Origin of the sequence: Zobellia nedashkovskayae, assembly GCF_015330125.1 — a bacterium.
In the GTDB taxonomy this organism is placed as follows: domain Bacteria; phylum Bacteroidota; class Bacteroidia; order Flavobacteriales; family Flavobacteriaceae; genus Zobellia; species Zobellia nedashkovskayae.
Window position 1 is genome coordinate 2455253 of record NZ_JADDXR010000002.1, and the last position, 15128, is coordinate 2470380.

Consider the following 15128-nt stretch of genomic DNA (forward strand, 5'->3'; position numbering starts at 1 on the left):
ATGTCATGGGCTTACAACAAAAGGTAATGGAGCAGATGAAAGCGGCAATGAAAGCAAAGGATACAGTTGCTTTAGAATCGCTACGCGCCATTAAGTCTGCCTTGCTTATGGCACAGACCAGTGGTACTGATAAGGAGTTGACGGAAGATGATGAGATTCAACTTGTTCAAAAGCTAGTAAAACAGCGTAAGGACAGTGCTGCTATTTTTACGGAACAAGGTAGAGAAGACCTCGCTGAGCCAGAATTGGCACAGATAGCGGTATTGGAAAAGTTTTTGCCTGAGCAGCTTACTGAAGAAGAAATAGAAAAAGTAGTAGTACAAACTATAGATGCAACAGGAGCATCAGGAATGAAAGATATGGGCAAGGTCATGGGCATGGTGTCCAAAGAATTGGCCGGTCAGGCCGATGGTAAAACCATTTCTGCCATAGTAAAACAAAAATTAGCATAAAATTGGCCTCGTGGCGCAACTGAATAGCGCATCAGATTTCGGCTCTGAGGGTTGGGGGTTTGAATCCCTCCGGGGTCACTTTATTTTTAAAGCTACTAATTTTAATTAGTAGCTTTTTTTTGTTTCAAAGTATTCTACATTTAACTACAACCTTCATTGATTTTAAGATACCTGTAATAGAATTCTTAGGTCAACAGTGTTAATGGTTAAGATAGAATTACACGAACTCATTTTTTGCTAATAACCTCATTGTATGATGTAGGTCATTTAATATTGCCTTGATTCCCAGTACTTTTATGTAGTGCTAATTAAAAAATCATATATCATGGCTACAGTTAAAAATGGTACAGGAAAAAAAGTTTACTGGATTTTATTAATTCTATCTTTAGTTATAGGATTTATTTTTTATGGTGCCTTGAAAGATCAATTTAGTGTTCAGTTTCTTATTTTTTCTTCGGGTATACCTTTCTTTTTGTTTGTAACGGGAGTTTTTGGTTTGTTGTGGCCAGTAATCAAGCCTGCGGGAGATGAGGTTTATATTAGTCATGCCTTATTAATAGGATTACTTTTTATTATCCTATTTTTTATTCATGTCTGGATTCTGTTACCGCATATCTGTCCAAATTTTGATGGATGTTTAGGTGGTTGATTTCAATAGATAAATAGAAAATTGGTAGAAATTATTAAATAGATTAAAACAGATTATCATTTTCTGCATAGCCTATAAAGTTTTTAACTCAATTGTTTTTCTATTCTGTAGTTGGAAGATTTGTATTGGTTGTTAAGCTGGGTATACTAAAAATAAATTATGCTTTGGGTTGTCTTTTTTGAGCGGCCATAATTTCTCCTACAGCTTGCTTATATTTAAACGGGTTACCAGCTTTTTTAATGGCTTTATAGACTTTCTGCGGATTGTGTGTAGATTGAGAGAAGAACTCCCAAAAACCAAGCATCTTCATTTTAATGGGCGTTGGCCCGGAAAGCATGGCATCATACTGTTGGTAAATGGTGTCGTGAAATTCCCTAAAAATATTCCATCTATCAGCTGGGTATTCTGTAGTGTCTGCCCTAATCATACTTGGTAAAAAAGGATCGGCAATAAGACCGCGGCCCATCATAAAATGTTCAATAGAAGGGAACCGCTCTCGCATTGCTTTAAACTGGGCAACACTAGTTATATCACCATTATAGTATAAAGTGTGCTTAGCGACGTCTATACACTTCTGGAAAGCGTCAAGATCTACACCACCTTTGTATAATTGTTTTCCAAGGCGGGCATGAATGGCTACATTTTTAAGAGGGTACTTTTCTAGAATGGGAAAAGCATCTAATATTTCATTACTATTTTCATAGCCAAGACGCATTTTCATAGAGATGGTAACATCTGTTTCACTATGTGCGCGATCTAAAATGTGGTCTATTTTTTCAGTATTACAAATAAGACCAGAACCCATTCCGCTATTGGTAACCATGGGGTAGGGGCAACCCAAGTTCCAATTAAGTTCTGTGTACCCTAATGATTGAATGTACTTTATAACGAATATGAAATGATCAACATCCGCTGTCATTACTTGTGGAATAAGTTCTAAAGTGGTATTTGCTTCAGGGTTTAAATCTCGTTGGTACGAACCCTTTATGATCATCTTCCTATTAAACCGAATATACGGTGCGTAATAGGTATCTATTCCTCCAAAGAACTTCTGTTGTGCATTACGGAAAGTAGCATCTGTAAAACCTTGTAACGGGGAGGATAATAGTGTGTAGGGCATTCATTTAATTTGAAGGCGTAAAGATAGCTTTTTGCTTAAGATTACCGCTTAGGAATCGCTTGTAAGCGATATTTTCCAATTGTTTTTTTATGAGATATAGTTCTCTAAAAGGGCTTCATTTGTTTGTAATGAATTAAAATAAGGAATTTGTTAACCTAAGTTTATGGAAATGAGTAATTTCTGTGTTACTTTTATATAAGAAACAAATTCTAGACATATGGCATTAGTAAAAAAGACAAAAGGTAAGAGTTCACATGCTTTAGTAACATTCAAGGTTGCAAAAACCGAAGCTCCAAGTGCATCGGATGTTTTGTTGTTGGGTGACTTTAATAATTGGCAGACTAACGACAGTTCGTATCAAATGGATAAAAAGAACGGCTCTTATTCCAAGACTATAGAGCTTGAGATTGGAAAAAGTTATGAGTTTCGTTATTTGAGTACGGATAAAGGTTGGTTCAATGACCACGATGCAGATGCGTATGTACCTTCCCCTTATGATGGTGTAGATAATAGTGTGGTTGATTTGAGCTCAATGCCTGAGCAAAAAAAGAAACCAGTTAAGAAAACTGTAAAAAAGGTCGCAAAAGCACCAGTAAAAAAGGTTGTTAAGAAGCCTGTCGCAAAGAAACCTGTTGTAAAGAAACCTGTTTCTAAAGCGAAAAAAGATGATTTAAAAAAGATAGAAGGTATAGGACCTAAAATAGCTTCTATTTTAACAGAGAAAGGTATTGGGACTTTTGAAAAACTAAGTAAAACAACGGTTAAGGTTCTAGAAGGTATTTTAAAAGAAGCCGGACCTCGTTATACTATGCATAAACCAGGTTCTTGGCCAAAACAAGCTAAATTAGCTAGTGCCGATAAATGGGATGAATTAAAAAAGTTACAGGATAAACTAGACGGGGGCAAATAAGTTTCTGATTGAAGAAAAAAAAAGCCGTAAGTTAACTTTTACGGCTTTTTTTTTGCTTTAGACTAAAGTTTCTTAACCCATGAATCTATACCAAAAGCAATGTTCAGTTCTTGTAAAAGTTTTTGCTTTCCTGGTTCATCATTGCAGGCAGTAGGTACGCCAACATAGTTCATACCTTTTCGTAAAACACCTTCTGAGTAATTGTAACCCATTGATTTCAGTTTTTCGATAATGGCAATTTTATTGTTTTGCTCTCTGAAAACACCAACTATTATAACACAGTTATATGTTAGGTTGGTTGTCTGGGAATCGGTTTTACGCTCAGGCTTGGCCTGAGCTCTTTCGATAGCTGGTGGTGCTTTTACGTCTGTTTCTGATGAAGCTTCTGGCGTTGCAATAGTATCTTTAATACTCATTTTGTCTTTAGAGGGCTCCGTAATTTCCAAATCTTCTTTTTGTTCATCAATTGGTGCTATAGTTTTGCTGTCCGAAGATTCAGTTTCTAAAACAGTTTCTAAAACAACAGGCTTACTATTTATAATATCTGAGATGACCACGGCACTGTCTATTTCTATCAGATGCGCATCTTCGGTTTTTATTTTCTTCAATTCATAGGTTTTGGAACCTACATAGAGATATTGGTTTTCTTTTTCATCTATCTTGGAATAAGAAGCGGATTCTATTTGTGATTCATCCAAATCAGTTGGTGTTTCAGCTACCAGATTTTCTTCAGATTTAAAGAAAAATTGATAGATGAATACGGAGAAGAGGCCAATGACGATTAAAGCAATTATAAAATTCCATTTTTCTTCTGAAGTTTCAAAAACATCCTTTTTAGGATTCATAGTTGTGGTTTATAGTTAAAACTGGTTAGGTTATCTAGAAATGTAAATATAAGGTATAATGTTGCTTTTTGTTGATTTATACCTTGTTACCCAATCATTATAGTCGGTATTTATGCTTAGTACATTGGCGAATTGTTTTTATAATTCTCTCAATTTTCGTTTCGCTTTCACTATTTAAATAGTTAATATTTTGTAGAGAAATGGGTTGTAAAATTTAAAAGTAATATAGAGGGGAATTTTCTCCTGTCTGCAAAATACTAGTCATGTGTGGATTGTAATTCCTACTTTATGGATGTTACTTTTAGTCTTTTGAGCAATATCACAAGGAGCAAATAAGGATAGTATTGACACTTGCATTTAAAATGAAAAATCACCTCTTTTTGGGCATCAATATTATTTTGCATTAAAAAAGAGGTAAAGACATTGTCATTTACCTCTTTGAAATTAATTTAAGAATTAGAGTTTTTTTCAGTTAATTACTACTCTTTATTTTTTTTCTATCCAGATTATCAAGGAAGGAAATTATTACATACCACTGCAGCCTGGTTTAGCATCAATGTCTGATTCTAAACGAATCTGACTAAGTCCAATATCAGTGCCTTCACCGGCGGTTATCATAAATGCACTGCTAATTTTACTCATATCAATACCCAAAGTAGCAAAGCAGCTTAAGCTAATTCTATATTCTCGCCATTCATTGGCTACTATATTTATATCCAATGTTTGGTCACAAGTGGCGCCTTCACTGCACATCCCGATTTTAACAGAGGCATCGTTGCTTTTGAAGGATTTAGCGAAAAAGGTCAGTTCCATTGCTCCATTTGTTTGACGGCTCATATTACTAGGAGAAGCTGTACTTACAAGAAGTTGATCATAATCTGGTAACGTCCAATTAATACGTAAAGCATCTTCTTGCGCAGTATGGTCAGTCTTACTGACTAGCAAGCCTCCAACAGACGTAGGGAAGCTACCGATTTGTTTGTTCAAGTCGCCTGTTTTAAGCCATAAATTCCAGGGAGCGACAGCTGTACCTTTATTGAAAAATACACCTGTTGAGACTACCTCCGTATTCTCTAGACCAGAATCTTCAGAAAGTTGATCTATGACCATATCATTTTCATAAGTGAGGCCATAACCTAACTCAAACAATTTTGTAGATTCTCGTGTTGCCAAGTCTGCGGATACCACTGCGTTGCTTGGCCATGCAAAAGATAGGCTGCCAGTAAATTCATATGATGGGTCTCTTTTGAATAATAAATCTGATATACCACCACCTTCGCTACCCGGTAACCACGCGGCAACAAATGCATCTGATTTATTTATCTCTGGATTAACCCATAGTGGTCGCCCAGATAAAAATACAGACACTACAGGAGTACCTTTACTGCGGAACTTGTCTAATGTGTTGGTGTCAAAACCATTTGGAACAAAATCCAGATTTTCTAAATCTCCTTGGAACTCAGCATATGGGTCTTCTCCGTATATGGCTATTACCACATCAACTGCTTCATTAGATTCACCATTTGCCGAAAAGATTACTTTTCCACCAGCTGCATTTACAGCTTCTTTTATACCGTCTAATACAGTTTGGCTATTAGGGAATTCATCGTTGGTATGGCCTGTACCTTGCCAAGAAAGCGTCCAGCCTCCACTAATTTTAGCAATATTATCTGCCCCATCACCAATTACCATAATAGTTTTTGATGCATCTAGTGGTAATACACCACCGTTATTCTTTAGTAAAACCATAGACTCCCGTACAGCTTGCCGTGCAATGGCCCTGTTTTCAGGAAGGCCCAATAAATTTTCGTCACCTGCATTTTTACGGGTACTTGGTGCTCCTTTGGTAAATATTCCAGAGGCAATTTTTACTCTTAGGATACGGCGTGCGGCATCATTTAAACGGCTCATTGGGATGGTTCCGTCCTTCACATGCTGTAAGGTGCTTTCATACAATCCTTTCCAACTATCAGGAGCCATATACATATCTAAACCTGAATTTAAAGATGCTGCGCAATCTGTATTTGTACATCCGGGAACTTGACCATGACCATTCCAATCTCCAACAACAAAGCCATTAAAGCCCATTCTGCCTTTTAGTACGTCTGTTAATAGTTCTTTATCGCCGTGCAGTTTTCTGCCCTCCCAGCTAGAGAAGGAGGCCATTACGGTCTGTACCCCGGCAGGTATAGCGCTATAGTACCCTTGGGCATGGACATCTCGTAATTCTTTTTCGCTAATCTTGGCATTACCTTGATCAACTCCATTTTCTGTGGCTCCATCACCTAAAAAGTGTTTAGCACTAGATATCACGTGGCCATCACCCATAAAATCTTTATCTCCAATACGACCCTGTAGGCCATATACAATACGGTCTGCGTACGATTTAACGATTGCCGGGTCTTCAGAAAATCCTTCATAACTTCTTCCCCAGCGCAGGTCTTGAGGTACCGCCAACGTTGGTGCAAAGGTCCAATCGTGACCTGAGACCGTAAGTTCGTGAGCAGTTACCGAGGCTATTTTTTCAATTAAATCCGGGTTGTGCATGGCGCCAAGTCCAATGTTATGCGGAAAGACAATTGCACCACGTAGGTTAGTGTGACCATGTACTGCATCAATTCCCCATATGTACGGGATGGCGACCTCTACGCCTTCGGGGTCAATGGAGGCGTTATAATATTCATCGGCCTTTGCCAACCATGTTTTGCTGTCTGCATAGGGTAGTGGTCCCGGTGCTGAATTACCGCCACTTAATATAGATCCCAAACGATATTTTTTTAGTTCTTCTGGAGTAATAGATCCATTGTCTGCTTGAATAACCTGACCTACTTTTTGTTCCAAAGTTAATTTAGGCAATAGTTCATCTATTTGTGCTTCAATAGCTGGGTTTAATGGTAACGGTTTAATGATTGCCCAATCTTCTGGGTGAACCTTAATTTCTGTTGTTGATTCAGCTTCGTCCATTTTTTTATCGGTATCTATTACTTTGGGTGACTCTACAGGTGTTTTTAATTGCGTGCAGCCCAAAAATAGAATAGGGACAACGAATAAGAGCGAAATGTACAAGAGTGAAGACCTGTTAGTGTGCATAGTGTAGTTTTTTTTTGGTATTTATATTATAGTCGGTGGTTGTTAGGATGTTGGTATAAGGTACTATATTTCTAAAACCTAAATTTAATTAGCTAGCTTATAATTTATTTTCATATTCTTCCAACTTTACCCAGATATCAATAAATTCTTTTATTCTCTCTTTTTCTAAATCGGTATTAACCATGAGTATTTTACCTATTCTTGTTGTGGTATTGAAGAACATATATCTTTATTTAAACTTTCCTACTAGTTTTGTTTTTACACTAAACTAATTGAATATTAGGCTTAAACCAAAAAAGCCTCATAATGAGGCTTTTTTGGTTGTATGTGTGTTTTTTGAAGTAAATAGTTTTTGTTAGGATTACTCCTAGGATTTATTCATTTTATTCTTCAGTTTAGATATCAGGATTACGGCAAGACTTCCTCCAACAAATGAAACTATAGAATTTATAATAAATAGGCTAAGATGAAAATTGCCCTTATACATTATTAGTTGAGGGGAGAAACCTAGCCTGCCAAACAATTTGATTAAAAGTATACTACCAAAAACACCGGCTATGGTATTCCCTATTACACCAAAGGAATATTTTTTAAAAATGGAGGCTGTAACATTAGCTCCTATTATACCAATGAAAATACTTATCAGAGAAATTAAAGTATCTGTCATATCTACTGCGCTTAATGACCGTAATCCATCTTGTCTATTTTTCCGGCCATTAGTCTTTTTTGGACAATCATGTATATGAAAATTAGGATAAAACCAAGAATGCCCCAAGTTAATGCCACAGATAAACCATACTCAGATGAAGCGGTATTGTAAATGGTTAAAGGTTCGTTTATTGAATTTACAGATGGTAAAATAACAGGAAACAAGGATGCTAATGAGGACGTAATTCCTCCTAGTATTAATAAAGTAGATAACGCAAAACCGTGGATATCTTTCTTTAGTTTTTTAATAAAAAACAAACCTACTAACCCTGTTAAGTAGATTATAGGGAAGATTAGTAAATAAGGTTTATGTGCAAAGTTATCTAGTGAGTTAGGGTTTACTGTTTTCCATACTACTAAAGAAAATAGGGTTAGTGCCGCAAGCGCTATATTCAGCTTAAAAATAACGTTTTTGAGATTATCATTTATAGATGAATTGGTTTTTAGAATAATCCAATTGGCACCATGAATAGCCAAAGTAACCACAGATATTAAACCTATAATAATTGTAAACCAATCTATAATTCCGGGTGTTTCGCTTAGCGGACTAAAACTACTATCCCATAAGGGTAAGAAAAAATAATGTCCTTCATAAATAGACACTCCGTTTTCAACACCTCCTAGGTTTACGCCTCTAACAATGTTGCCCAAGGCAATCCCAAAAAATAATGCTAATAATAAACTAGAAACGCCAAAAGATTTATCCCAAATATCTTTCCACATTTGAAAGTTAAATTGGCCCCTAAATTCTAACCCAATCGCTCTAAAAATAATTAACCATAAAACTATGATCAAGGGTAAATAGAATCCGCTAAAAACGGACGCGTAAAATGTTGGGAAAGCCATAAAAAGCATACCTCCGGCTGCTACTAGCCAAACTTCATTAGAGTCCCAAAATAAACCAGCAGATTTTGCAATGACCTCTTTATCGCTCTCAGTTTTTGCTAAGAATAAGTGAATTATTCCTGCGCCAAAATCATAACCATCTAAAACGAAAAAAACCGCTAAAACAATAGCAATTGCTATGAACCAAAATGTTTCCATAATTTAATGTGTTTGAGGTTTAGGACCTTGATTAATAGTTTTGCCAACTAAGATTAAGAATAATAGGCCTAAAAGCATGTATAGCGCAACAAAACCAAGTAAAGTAAATAAGGTGTTACCAGATGAAACTGTGGGAGAAATACCATCTACTGTTCTTAATAAGCCATAAACCAAGTATGGTTGTCTTCCTAATTCCGCTACATACCAACCGGTGAGGTTTGCTATATAAGGAAACGGTACCAAAAACATAATAGTCCAAAGTAATCCTTTTGCTTTGTATAATTTTTTGCGCCACAAAAAGAAAACGGCCAAAGCCATAATACCCATAAAAACGGTGCCCAGACCAACCATGATATGGTAAGAATAATACAGTGCGGGAATATTATCTGGCAAATCTTCCTTTTTAAATTTATCCATTCCAGGAATTTGCTTGTGCCATTCTTGATAGGTTAAAAAACTAAGTATGTTGGGAACGGCAATTTTATTATCAAGCTTTTTCTCTACCATATTGGGCTGACCAATAAGTACAATTTCCGCTCCTGCGTTTTCAGTTTCAAAAATACCTTCCATTGCGGCAAAAGCAGCGGGTTGATACTGTGCAACATTTTTGGCATTCCAATCACCTGTTGGAAAAGCTACCAAAACACTAGAAACCAAACCAAAAATAACTCCAGTCTTTAAAAACAATTTACCGTGTTCGATTTGCTTTTCTCTTAAAACGTAAAAAGCACCTATACTGGCTACCACAAAAGAAGAGGTAACAACAGAAGCCAACTGATTGTGTAAAAAGGCGGGTAGGAGCCAAGGGTTACCAAAAAGAGCGGAAAAGTTTTCTAATACAAATTTGCCATTATCCAGTATTTCATAACCTACCGGGTGTTGCATCCAAGCGTTGGTGGCTAAAATAAACCAACCACTTGCCCAAGACCCGAGGAATACTAAAAATCCTGTTAGGAGATGTAGTTTTTGTCCCATTAGTTTTTCTCCAAAAATAAAGAGTGCCAAGAAAGAGGATTCTAGGAAGAAGGAGAACATACCTTCCATAGCTAAGGTCTGGCCAATTATGCCACCTGTTAACTCAGAAAATTTTGCCCAGTTGGTACCAAATTGAAATTCCATAGGAATCCCGGTAACTACGCCCATTGTAAAATTGATGGCAAAAATTTTCATGAAAAATTTTGCGGCATCGTTATATTTTTCAATTTTATTTCTGAGATATTTCCATTTAAAGTAGACTATCAATAATGACAATCCCATTGTTAATTGAGGAAAAATATAGTGGAATGTGATAGTAAATGCAAACTGCAATCTATCATAAAAAATCATGTCTTCCATAAGATGAAATTATATGGGCAAAAATAACCTATAAAGCCAAGTTTGAGGGTAACATTGATTACACTTTTAGTTATAAATTTAAGAAGAGGTTTCGTAATGGAGTGCAATGCGTGGGCGGGCAGTAAATTATGGGCTTTTTATTTAAACCATCAAGATAATATTGCGGTAGGTATGCTTTAAATATTACTGTTGCCTTAATTTGTACAACTGGATGAATATGAAAAATATTAGCTTTTATGAACTGATATTTTTTCTTTTTCTAACTATAAAAAATACCAAAAGCGCAATTACAGGAATTGCTATGTACGCTACGTATTTAAAATTAAAATCAGTTTTTACTGTTTTCAATTCCATCCACTTTCCGTCTTTAAGTTCTATCGCTATCTGATGTTTATTAGTATTGTTTAGCGTATATTTTTTCTTTGGAAAATCATCTAATAAAAAAATAACTACAGATTGGTTGTTATGAATATCTTTAAATATTTCATTTTTTAAATGGATAGCAGTTACCGTTTCTGGTAGACCAATAATTTCGGTAACTAATTTAGTCTCATGACCTAGAAAAACCTGTGGATTTTTAAATTGTAGCGTGTCTTTCTCATTTGTTATAATTGAAAAAGAAGCATTAAAATGATTAAGAACAAGGTTTTGAAATTCTTCTGGAGATTGGTAAGCACCTTCTCCGTTTATGTAAATAATTTCTTGTTGAAAAGCGGTTAATGAGCTGTTGATTTGTAAAATTATTTGCCCACTATCAGTTTTGGAAATTATAATATTAGACAAATCCGGATTGTGAGCAAATATTACTTTGCTCCCTAGAATTAAACAATAAATGAAAAGTTGCAGTATAGGTTTTCTAAAGTGCATATTCTCCTCGTAGACCGTCAATAAAGTTATTGTTACCTGCTTTGTCTACATGGTAATGATAGCCTCTTACTTTATCATAGTGACCTCTTGACTCATCTAAATCTGTGTATTCTTTTCCGTTTGCATCTGTATTTTCAAATATTCCATATCCGTCAAAGGCATAACCGATCATGGCAGAATGATTATCTGTTTGTTTTATTTTTTTAGAAACTCCTGTAGCTGCATGGTAATGATAACCCGCATTCAAATTTATATGCCCACCAGCATCGTCAAATGGAGCTAAGGTATAAGCGCCTAAAATATTATCTACAGGTGCAGGAGCGTTAAAAACCACACCGTTAAACGCTAATCCTCTATCTGAAGGCATAGTTGAATTTCCTTCTGGACCTCCATGTCCTTTAGGTCCGCCTTCTGGTCGTTCAGGTCTTTCATGTCCGTCAGCTCCAGGAGGAGGTCCGCCACCTGGTCTACTTGAGAATGTGTAAGGGGTAACCGCTTTTTTAGGGGTAACAGGAATATAATAGGTGTGTTGGATATCGGATATATAAGAAGGCAGACATTCAACACAATAATTTTGATATTCTTCTCCTACATTTGGGTTTGCGGCTTCTTTGCACTCTTGTAGGTTTTTTGTTTTGGTGATTTCGCCAGTTTCCTTATCATATAACATCCAGGTATCATCTTCATAAAAGGTGGCTAAATTTTTCACAAAATCACCATCTACATCATACACTTTTCCATCTTCCAACCAAATACCACCAGCAGATGCATCGTCCGAAATATTACTGGGGCACCAAGGTCCCATTTCGTGATCTGTGGGGGTTGAGGTAACTACTATTTTATAACAATCTGCAGTGGAACCATCAGATAGGGTTCTACTTTCTATTACAATAGGTTCGGCTAATCCACCAGAAAGAAAGTTTTCGCTCTTAACAGAGATAGTCACTTTATCATCTGTTACGCTAGATTTATTGTCTTTACACGCTATAAAACCTGTTATTAGTAATAAACTTAAAGCGAGAAGTTTAAATTGATTTTTTATCATGATGGTTAGTTATGTGGTTCTGATGAAATACGCTAGTTGGATTTAATTTTATTCTCAAAAGTAAAACCTCAAAATAATACGACTTTATAAAAGTACACAAATGAATGGTTTAAGCATCTGAAAACACTTAAATTCTCTTCTGAAAATGGCTCATAAAAAAGCGGCTCCGGTAAAGAACCGAAGCCGCTGACATATTAATAAATTACTTGCTGTAGTTTTCTAATTTAAATCAAACCTATCAGCATTCATAACCTTTGTCCAGGCTTTTACAAAGTCTCTTGCAAATTTCTCTTTACTATCATCTTGCGCGTAAACTTCGGAGTACGAACGTAAAATAGAATTGGAGCCAAAAACTAAATCCATACGAGTAGCTGTCCACTTTACAGTTCCCGTCTTACGGTCACGAATTTCGTAAAGACCTTTTTCAGTAGGTTTCCAAGTATTGCCCATATCAGTTAGGTTAACAAAGAAATCATTGGTTAAGACACCAACTTTATCAGTAAAAACACCATGTTTTGTGTTGTCGTGATTTGTTCCTAACACGCGCATACCACCAACAAGTACTGTCATTTCTGGTGCAGTTAAGCCCATTAGTTGGGTTCTGTCTAGCATTAATTCTTCTGGACTTACAACATATTCTTTTTTGCTCCAGTTACGATAACCATCAGCTAAAGGTTCTAAAGGTTCAAAAGAATCAGCATCTGTCATTTCATCCGTAGCATCTCCACGCCCGGGTGCAAATGGAACGGGAATATTAAGACCTGCAGCTTTAATAGATTGCTCTATGCCCACATTACCTGCCAAAACAATTGTATCTGCAATACTAATACCGAATTCGGCAGCAATAGGCTCTAAAACGGATAGAACATGAGCCAAGCGTTTTGGTTCATTTCCTTCCCAGTCTTTTTGAGGAGCTAAACGAATACGCGAACCATTAGCACCACCGCGCATGTCAGAACCGCGGTACGTACGCGCACTATCCCAGGCTGTATTTACCATTTCAGGAATAGATAATCCTGATGCAGCAATTTTAGTTTTTACAGCGTTTACATCATACTCTGTTTTACCTGCAGGAATTGGGTCTTGCCAAATTAAGTCTTCTTGAGGTACGTCTGTACCAAAGTAATTGGCTTTTGGTCCCATATCTCTATGTGTTAATTTAAACCAAGCACGGGCGAAAGTCTCGGAGAAGTACTCCTGGTCTTTCATGAACTTTAAAGAGATGTCCTTGTAAATAGGGTCTACCTTCATAGCCATATCGGCATCTGTCATCATTGGATTAAGACGGATACTAGAATCTTCAACATCTACAGGTTTATCTTCCTCTTTAATAGTTACTGGTTCCCATTGCCAAGCTCCGGCAGGGCTCTTGCGAGGTTCCCACTCATGGTTAAATAACATTTCAAAAAAGCCGCCATCCCATTTCGTAGGATTGGTTGTCCAAGCACCTTCTAGTCCACTAGTTACCGTATAGCGTCCTTTTCCTGATTTGGTAGGGTTACTCCAGCCTAAACCTTGCTCCTCTACGCTTGCAGCTTCAGGTTCTGGGCCTAAAATACTGGCATCGCCATTACCGTGAGTTTTTCCAACTGTATGTCCGCCTGCCGTTAAAGCAACGGTTTCTTCATCGTTCATTGCCATACGTGCAAAAGTTTCACGTATTTGAGCAGCTGTTTTTAAAGGGTCTTGTTTTCCGTTAACACCTTCTGGATTTACATAAATTAGCCCCATTTGTACCGCGGCTAAAGGGTTTTCCATAGTTGAAGGTTTATCTACGTTGTCATAACGCTCATCACTAGGGGCCAACCATTCTTTTTCGGCTCCCCAATAGGTGTCTGTTTCAGGACTCCAGATATCTTCACGTCCAAAGCCAAAGCCATAGGTTTTTAATCCCATATCTTCATAGGCTATGGTTCCTGCCAAAACTATTAAATCTGCCCAACTAATTTTATTGCCATATTTTTTTTTGATTGGCCATAATAATCTTCTTGCCTTGTCCAAGCTAACATTATCCGGCCAAGAATTTAGAGGTGCAAAACGCTGATTACCTGAACCGCCGCCACCGCGACCATCAGATGTACGGTACGTACCAGCAGAGTGCCAAGACAAGCGTATAAACAAACCTCCATAATGACCCCAATCTGCAGGCCACCAATCTTGGCTATCCGTCATTAAAGCATGCATGTCTTTTTTAAGAGCTTCAATATCTAATTTCTTAAGCTCTTCATGGTAATCAAAATCTTGACCTAAAGGATTTATTTTGGTATCACGTTGATGCAAAATATCAAGATTAAGTGCATTGGGCCACCAATCCATAACATTTGCTTTGGTTGATGTGTTTCCTCCATGCATTACAGGACATTTGCCTCCCGCAGAACCATGGCTGTGTGAGTGTTCATTGTTTTCTTCTGAAATAGGTGAAGCTTGTTCTTGGTGATGAGGGCATTTACTTTCATCATCCGATGAGTTCAAATGTTTGTCATTTTCCATATCTAAAATGTTTAAGGAGTTTATTATTTCTTGTTCATCAAATTTACCCTAGTTGTCTTTTATAAATTCGATTAAGTTATTTTCATATTTTATCCAACTATAAGTATTTTTTATAGAAAATTAATATTTCATAATTAATGCTAATGGTAAACCAACTTACCCCTTAAAATTAAAGTAAAAATATCAGGAAGATGAAAATAATTCCTTTCAATACTAAAATAAATACAACTTAGATAACTAAATCCTCATGTATTTTTGGAACTATTTTAATATGGCTTCTTTAGTTTTTCCTGGAGTATCAATGAAAGTCCGGTTTTCAACGACCCCAGAAATAAGTGACTTTTTAGTAGAATTAGTACATCTAGTTAAAACCTAATCTGCAAAGCAAGATTTCTTATGTTAATGATGTGTGAAAAAAGTATTGTTTGGCTATTTGTTTGGTAGAGGGTTGTAATTTTAAATTCATTTTGAGGTAAAAATTCTTGTTTTAGAGACTCCAGATTAGTATTAGTATACTTTCTTATGGATCAGCTGAAATTTGGTTTTGTAATTCTGAATGGATAAATGTAGTAA

The 15128-nt window shown here is 36.4% G+C and carries 13 protein-coding genes and 1 tRNA gene; 4 read left to right on the forward strand and 10 right to left on the reverse strand.

Going from position 1 to position 15128, the window contains the following annotated elements:
• The first annotated feature begins 5 nt into the window (after positions 1–5).
• The 3 genes from IWB64_RS10270 (at position 6) to IWB64_RS10280 (ending at position 1101) form a co-directional block, all read left to right on the forward strand.
• The gene (locus IWB64_RS10270; RefSeq protein ID WP_194533918.1) at positions 6–452 is read left to right on the forward strand and encodes a GatB/YqeY domain-containing protein; all 447 of its coding nucleotides are present in this window, start codon (positions 6–8) and stop codon (positions 450–452) included.
• A gap of 4 nt (positions 453–456) precedes the next feature.
• Positions 457–530, forward strand: a tRNA-Arg gene (locus tag IWB64_RS10275).
• Between the two features lie 247 nt (positions 531–777).
• The gene (locus IWB64_RS10280; RefSeq protein WP_194533919.1) at positions 778–1101 is read left to right on the forward strand and encodes a hypothetical protein; all 324 of its coding nucleotides are present in this window, start codon (positions 778–780) and stop codon (positions 1099–1101) included.
• A 157-nt stretch (positions 1102–1258) separates the two neighbouring features.
• Here the strand turns inward: IWB64_RS10280 and IWB64_RS10285 are convergent, their stop codons facing one another.
• Positions 1259–2221, reverse strand: coding sequence for a tRNA dihydrouridine synthase (locus IWB64_RS10285; RefSeq protein WP_194533920.1), 963 nt, complete (start codon positions 2219–2221; stop codon positions 1259–1261).
• Between the two features lie 217 nt (positions 2222–2438).
• On the opposite strand from IWB64_RS10285, the gene IWB64_RS20430 reads away from it, so the two are divergent.
• Entirely contained in the window at positions 2439–3131 is a 693-nt protein-coding gene (locus IWB64_RS20430) for a helix-hairpin-helix domain-containing protein (RefSeq protein ID WP_226975854.1), read from the forward strand.
• 62 nt (positions 3132–3193) lie between these two features.
• On the opposite strand, the gene IWB64_RS10295 is transcribed toward IWB64_RS20430, so the two are convergent.
• The 9 genes from IWB64_RS10295 to katG form a co-directional block, all read right to left on the reverse strand.
• Positions 3194–3976: an SPOR domain-containing protein gene (locus tag IWB64_RS10295; RefSeq protein WP_194533921.1), complete on the reverse strand. Its 783-nt coding sequence runs from the start codon at positions 3974–3976 to the stop codon at positions 3194–3196.
• 525 nt (positions 3977–4501) lie between these two features.
• Positions 4502–7066, reverse strand: a complete 2565-nt coding sequence (locus IWB64_RS10300) for a glycoside hydrolase family 3 protein (protein ID WP_194533922.1) — start codon at positions 7064–7066, stop codon at positions 4502–4504.
• Between the two features lie 97 nt (positions 7067–7163).
• A complete protein-coding gene (locus IWB64_RS20540) occupies positions 7164–7289 on the reverse strand; it encodes a hypothetical protein (protein ID WP_262893343.1) in 126 nt (41 codons plus the stop codon).
• 144 nt (positions 7290–7433) lie between these two features.
• A complete protein-coding gene (locus IWB64_RS10305; protein ID WP_194533923.1) occupies positions 7434–7733 on the reverse strand; it encodes a hypothetical protein in 300 nt (99 codons plus the stop codon).
• Between the two features lie 11 nt (positions 7734–7744).
• Entirely contained in the window at positions 7745–8818 is a 1074-nt protein-coding gene (gene cydB, locus IWB64_RS10310; RefSeq protein ID WP_194533924.1) for a cytochrome d ubiquinol oxidase subunit II, read from the reverse strand.
• A 3-nt stretch (positions 8819–8821) separates the two neighbouring features.
• On the reverse strand, positions 8822–10153 hold the full coding sequence (locus IWB64_RS10315) for a cytochrome ubiquinol oxidase subunit I (RefSeq protein WP_194533925.1): 1332 nt from the start codon (positions 10151–10153) through the stop codon (positions 8822–8824).
• A 234-nt stretch (positions 10154–10387) separates the two neighbouring features.
• On the reverse strand, positions 10388–10936 hold the full coding sequence (locus IWB64_RS10320; RefSeq protein ID WP_194533926.1) for a hypothetical protein: 549 nt from the start codon (positions 10934–10936) through the stop codon (positions 10388–10390).
• A 73-nt stretch (positions 10937–11009) separates the two neighbouring features.
• Positions 11010–12065, reverse strand: a complete 1056-nt coding sequence (locus tag IWB64_RS10325) for a YHYH protein (protein ID WP_194533927.1) — start codon at positions 12063–12065, stop codon at positions 11010–11012.
• Positions 12066–12284: 219 nt separating this feature from the next.
• The gene (katG, locus tag IWB64_RS10330; RefSeq protein WP_194533928.1) at positions 12285–14555 is read right to left on the reverse strand and encodes a catalase/peroxidase HPI; all 2271 of its coding nucleotides are present in this window, start codon (positions 14553–14555) and stop codon (positions 12285–12287) included.
• Positions 14556–15128: the final 573 nt, after the last annotated feature.

Excerpts from the sequence above, each read along its gene's own strand:
- IWB64_RS10285 (WP_194533920.1), bottom strand. The coding sequence starts at position 2,221 with ATGCCCTACACACTATTATCCTCCCCGTTACAAGGTTTTACAGATGCT.
- IWB64_RS10295 (WP_194533921.1), bottom strand. The coding sequence starts at position 3,976 with ATGAATCCTAAAAAGGATGTTTTTGAAACTTCAGAAGAAAAATGGAAT.
- IWB64_RS10315 (WP_194533925.1), bottom strand. The coding sequence starts at position 10,153 with ATGGAAGACATGATTTTTTATGATAGATTGCAGTTTGCATTTACTATC.
- IWB64_RS10305 (WP_194533923.1), bottom strand. The coding sequence starts at position 7,733 with ATGACAGATACTTTAATTTCTCTGATAAGTATTTTCATTGGTATAATA.
- IWB64_RS20430 (WP_226975854.1), top strand. The coding sequence starts at position 2,439 with ATGGCATTAGTAAAAAAGACAAAAGGTAAGAGTTCACATGCTTTAGTA.
- cydB (WP_194533924.1), bottom strand. The coding sequence starts at position 8,818 with ATGGAAACATTTTGGTTCATAGCAATTGCTATTGTTTTAGCGGTTTTT.
- IWB64_RS10280 (WP_194533919.1), top strand. The coding sequence starts at position 778 with ATGGCTACAGTTAAAAATGGTACAGGAAAAAAAGTTTACTGGATTTTA.
- IWB64_RS10300 (WP_194533922.1), bottom strand. The coding sequence starts at position 7,066 with ATGCACACTAACAGGTCTTCACTCTTGTACATTTCGCTCTTATTCGTT.
- IWB64_RS10325 (WP_194533927.1), bottom strand. The coding sequence starts at position 12,065 with ATGATAAAAAATCAATTTAAACTTCTCGCTTTAAGTTTATTACTAATA.
- IWB64_RS20540 (WP_262893343.1), bottom strand. The coding sequence starts at position 7,289 with ATGTTCTTCAATACCACAACAAGAATAGGTAAAATACTCATGGTTAAT.
- IWB64_RS10270 (WP_194533918.1), top strand. The coding sequence starts at position 6 with ATGGGCTTACAACAAAAGGTAATGGAGCAGATGAAAGCGGCAATGAAA.
- katG (WP_194533928.1), bottom strand. The coding sequence starts at position 14,555 with ATGGAAAATGACAAACATTTGAACTCATCGGATGATGAAAGTAAATGC.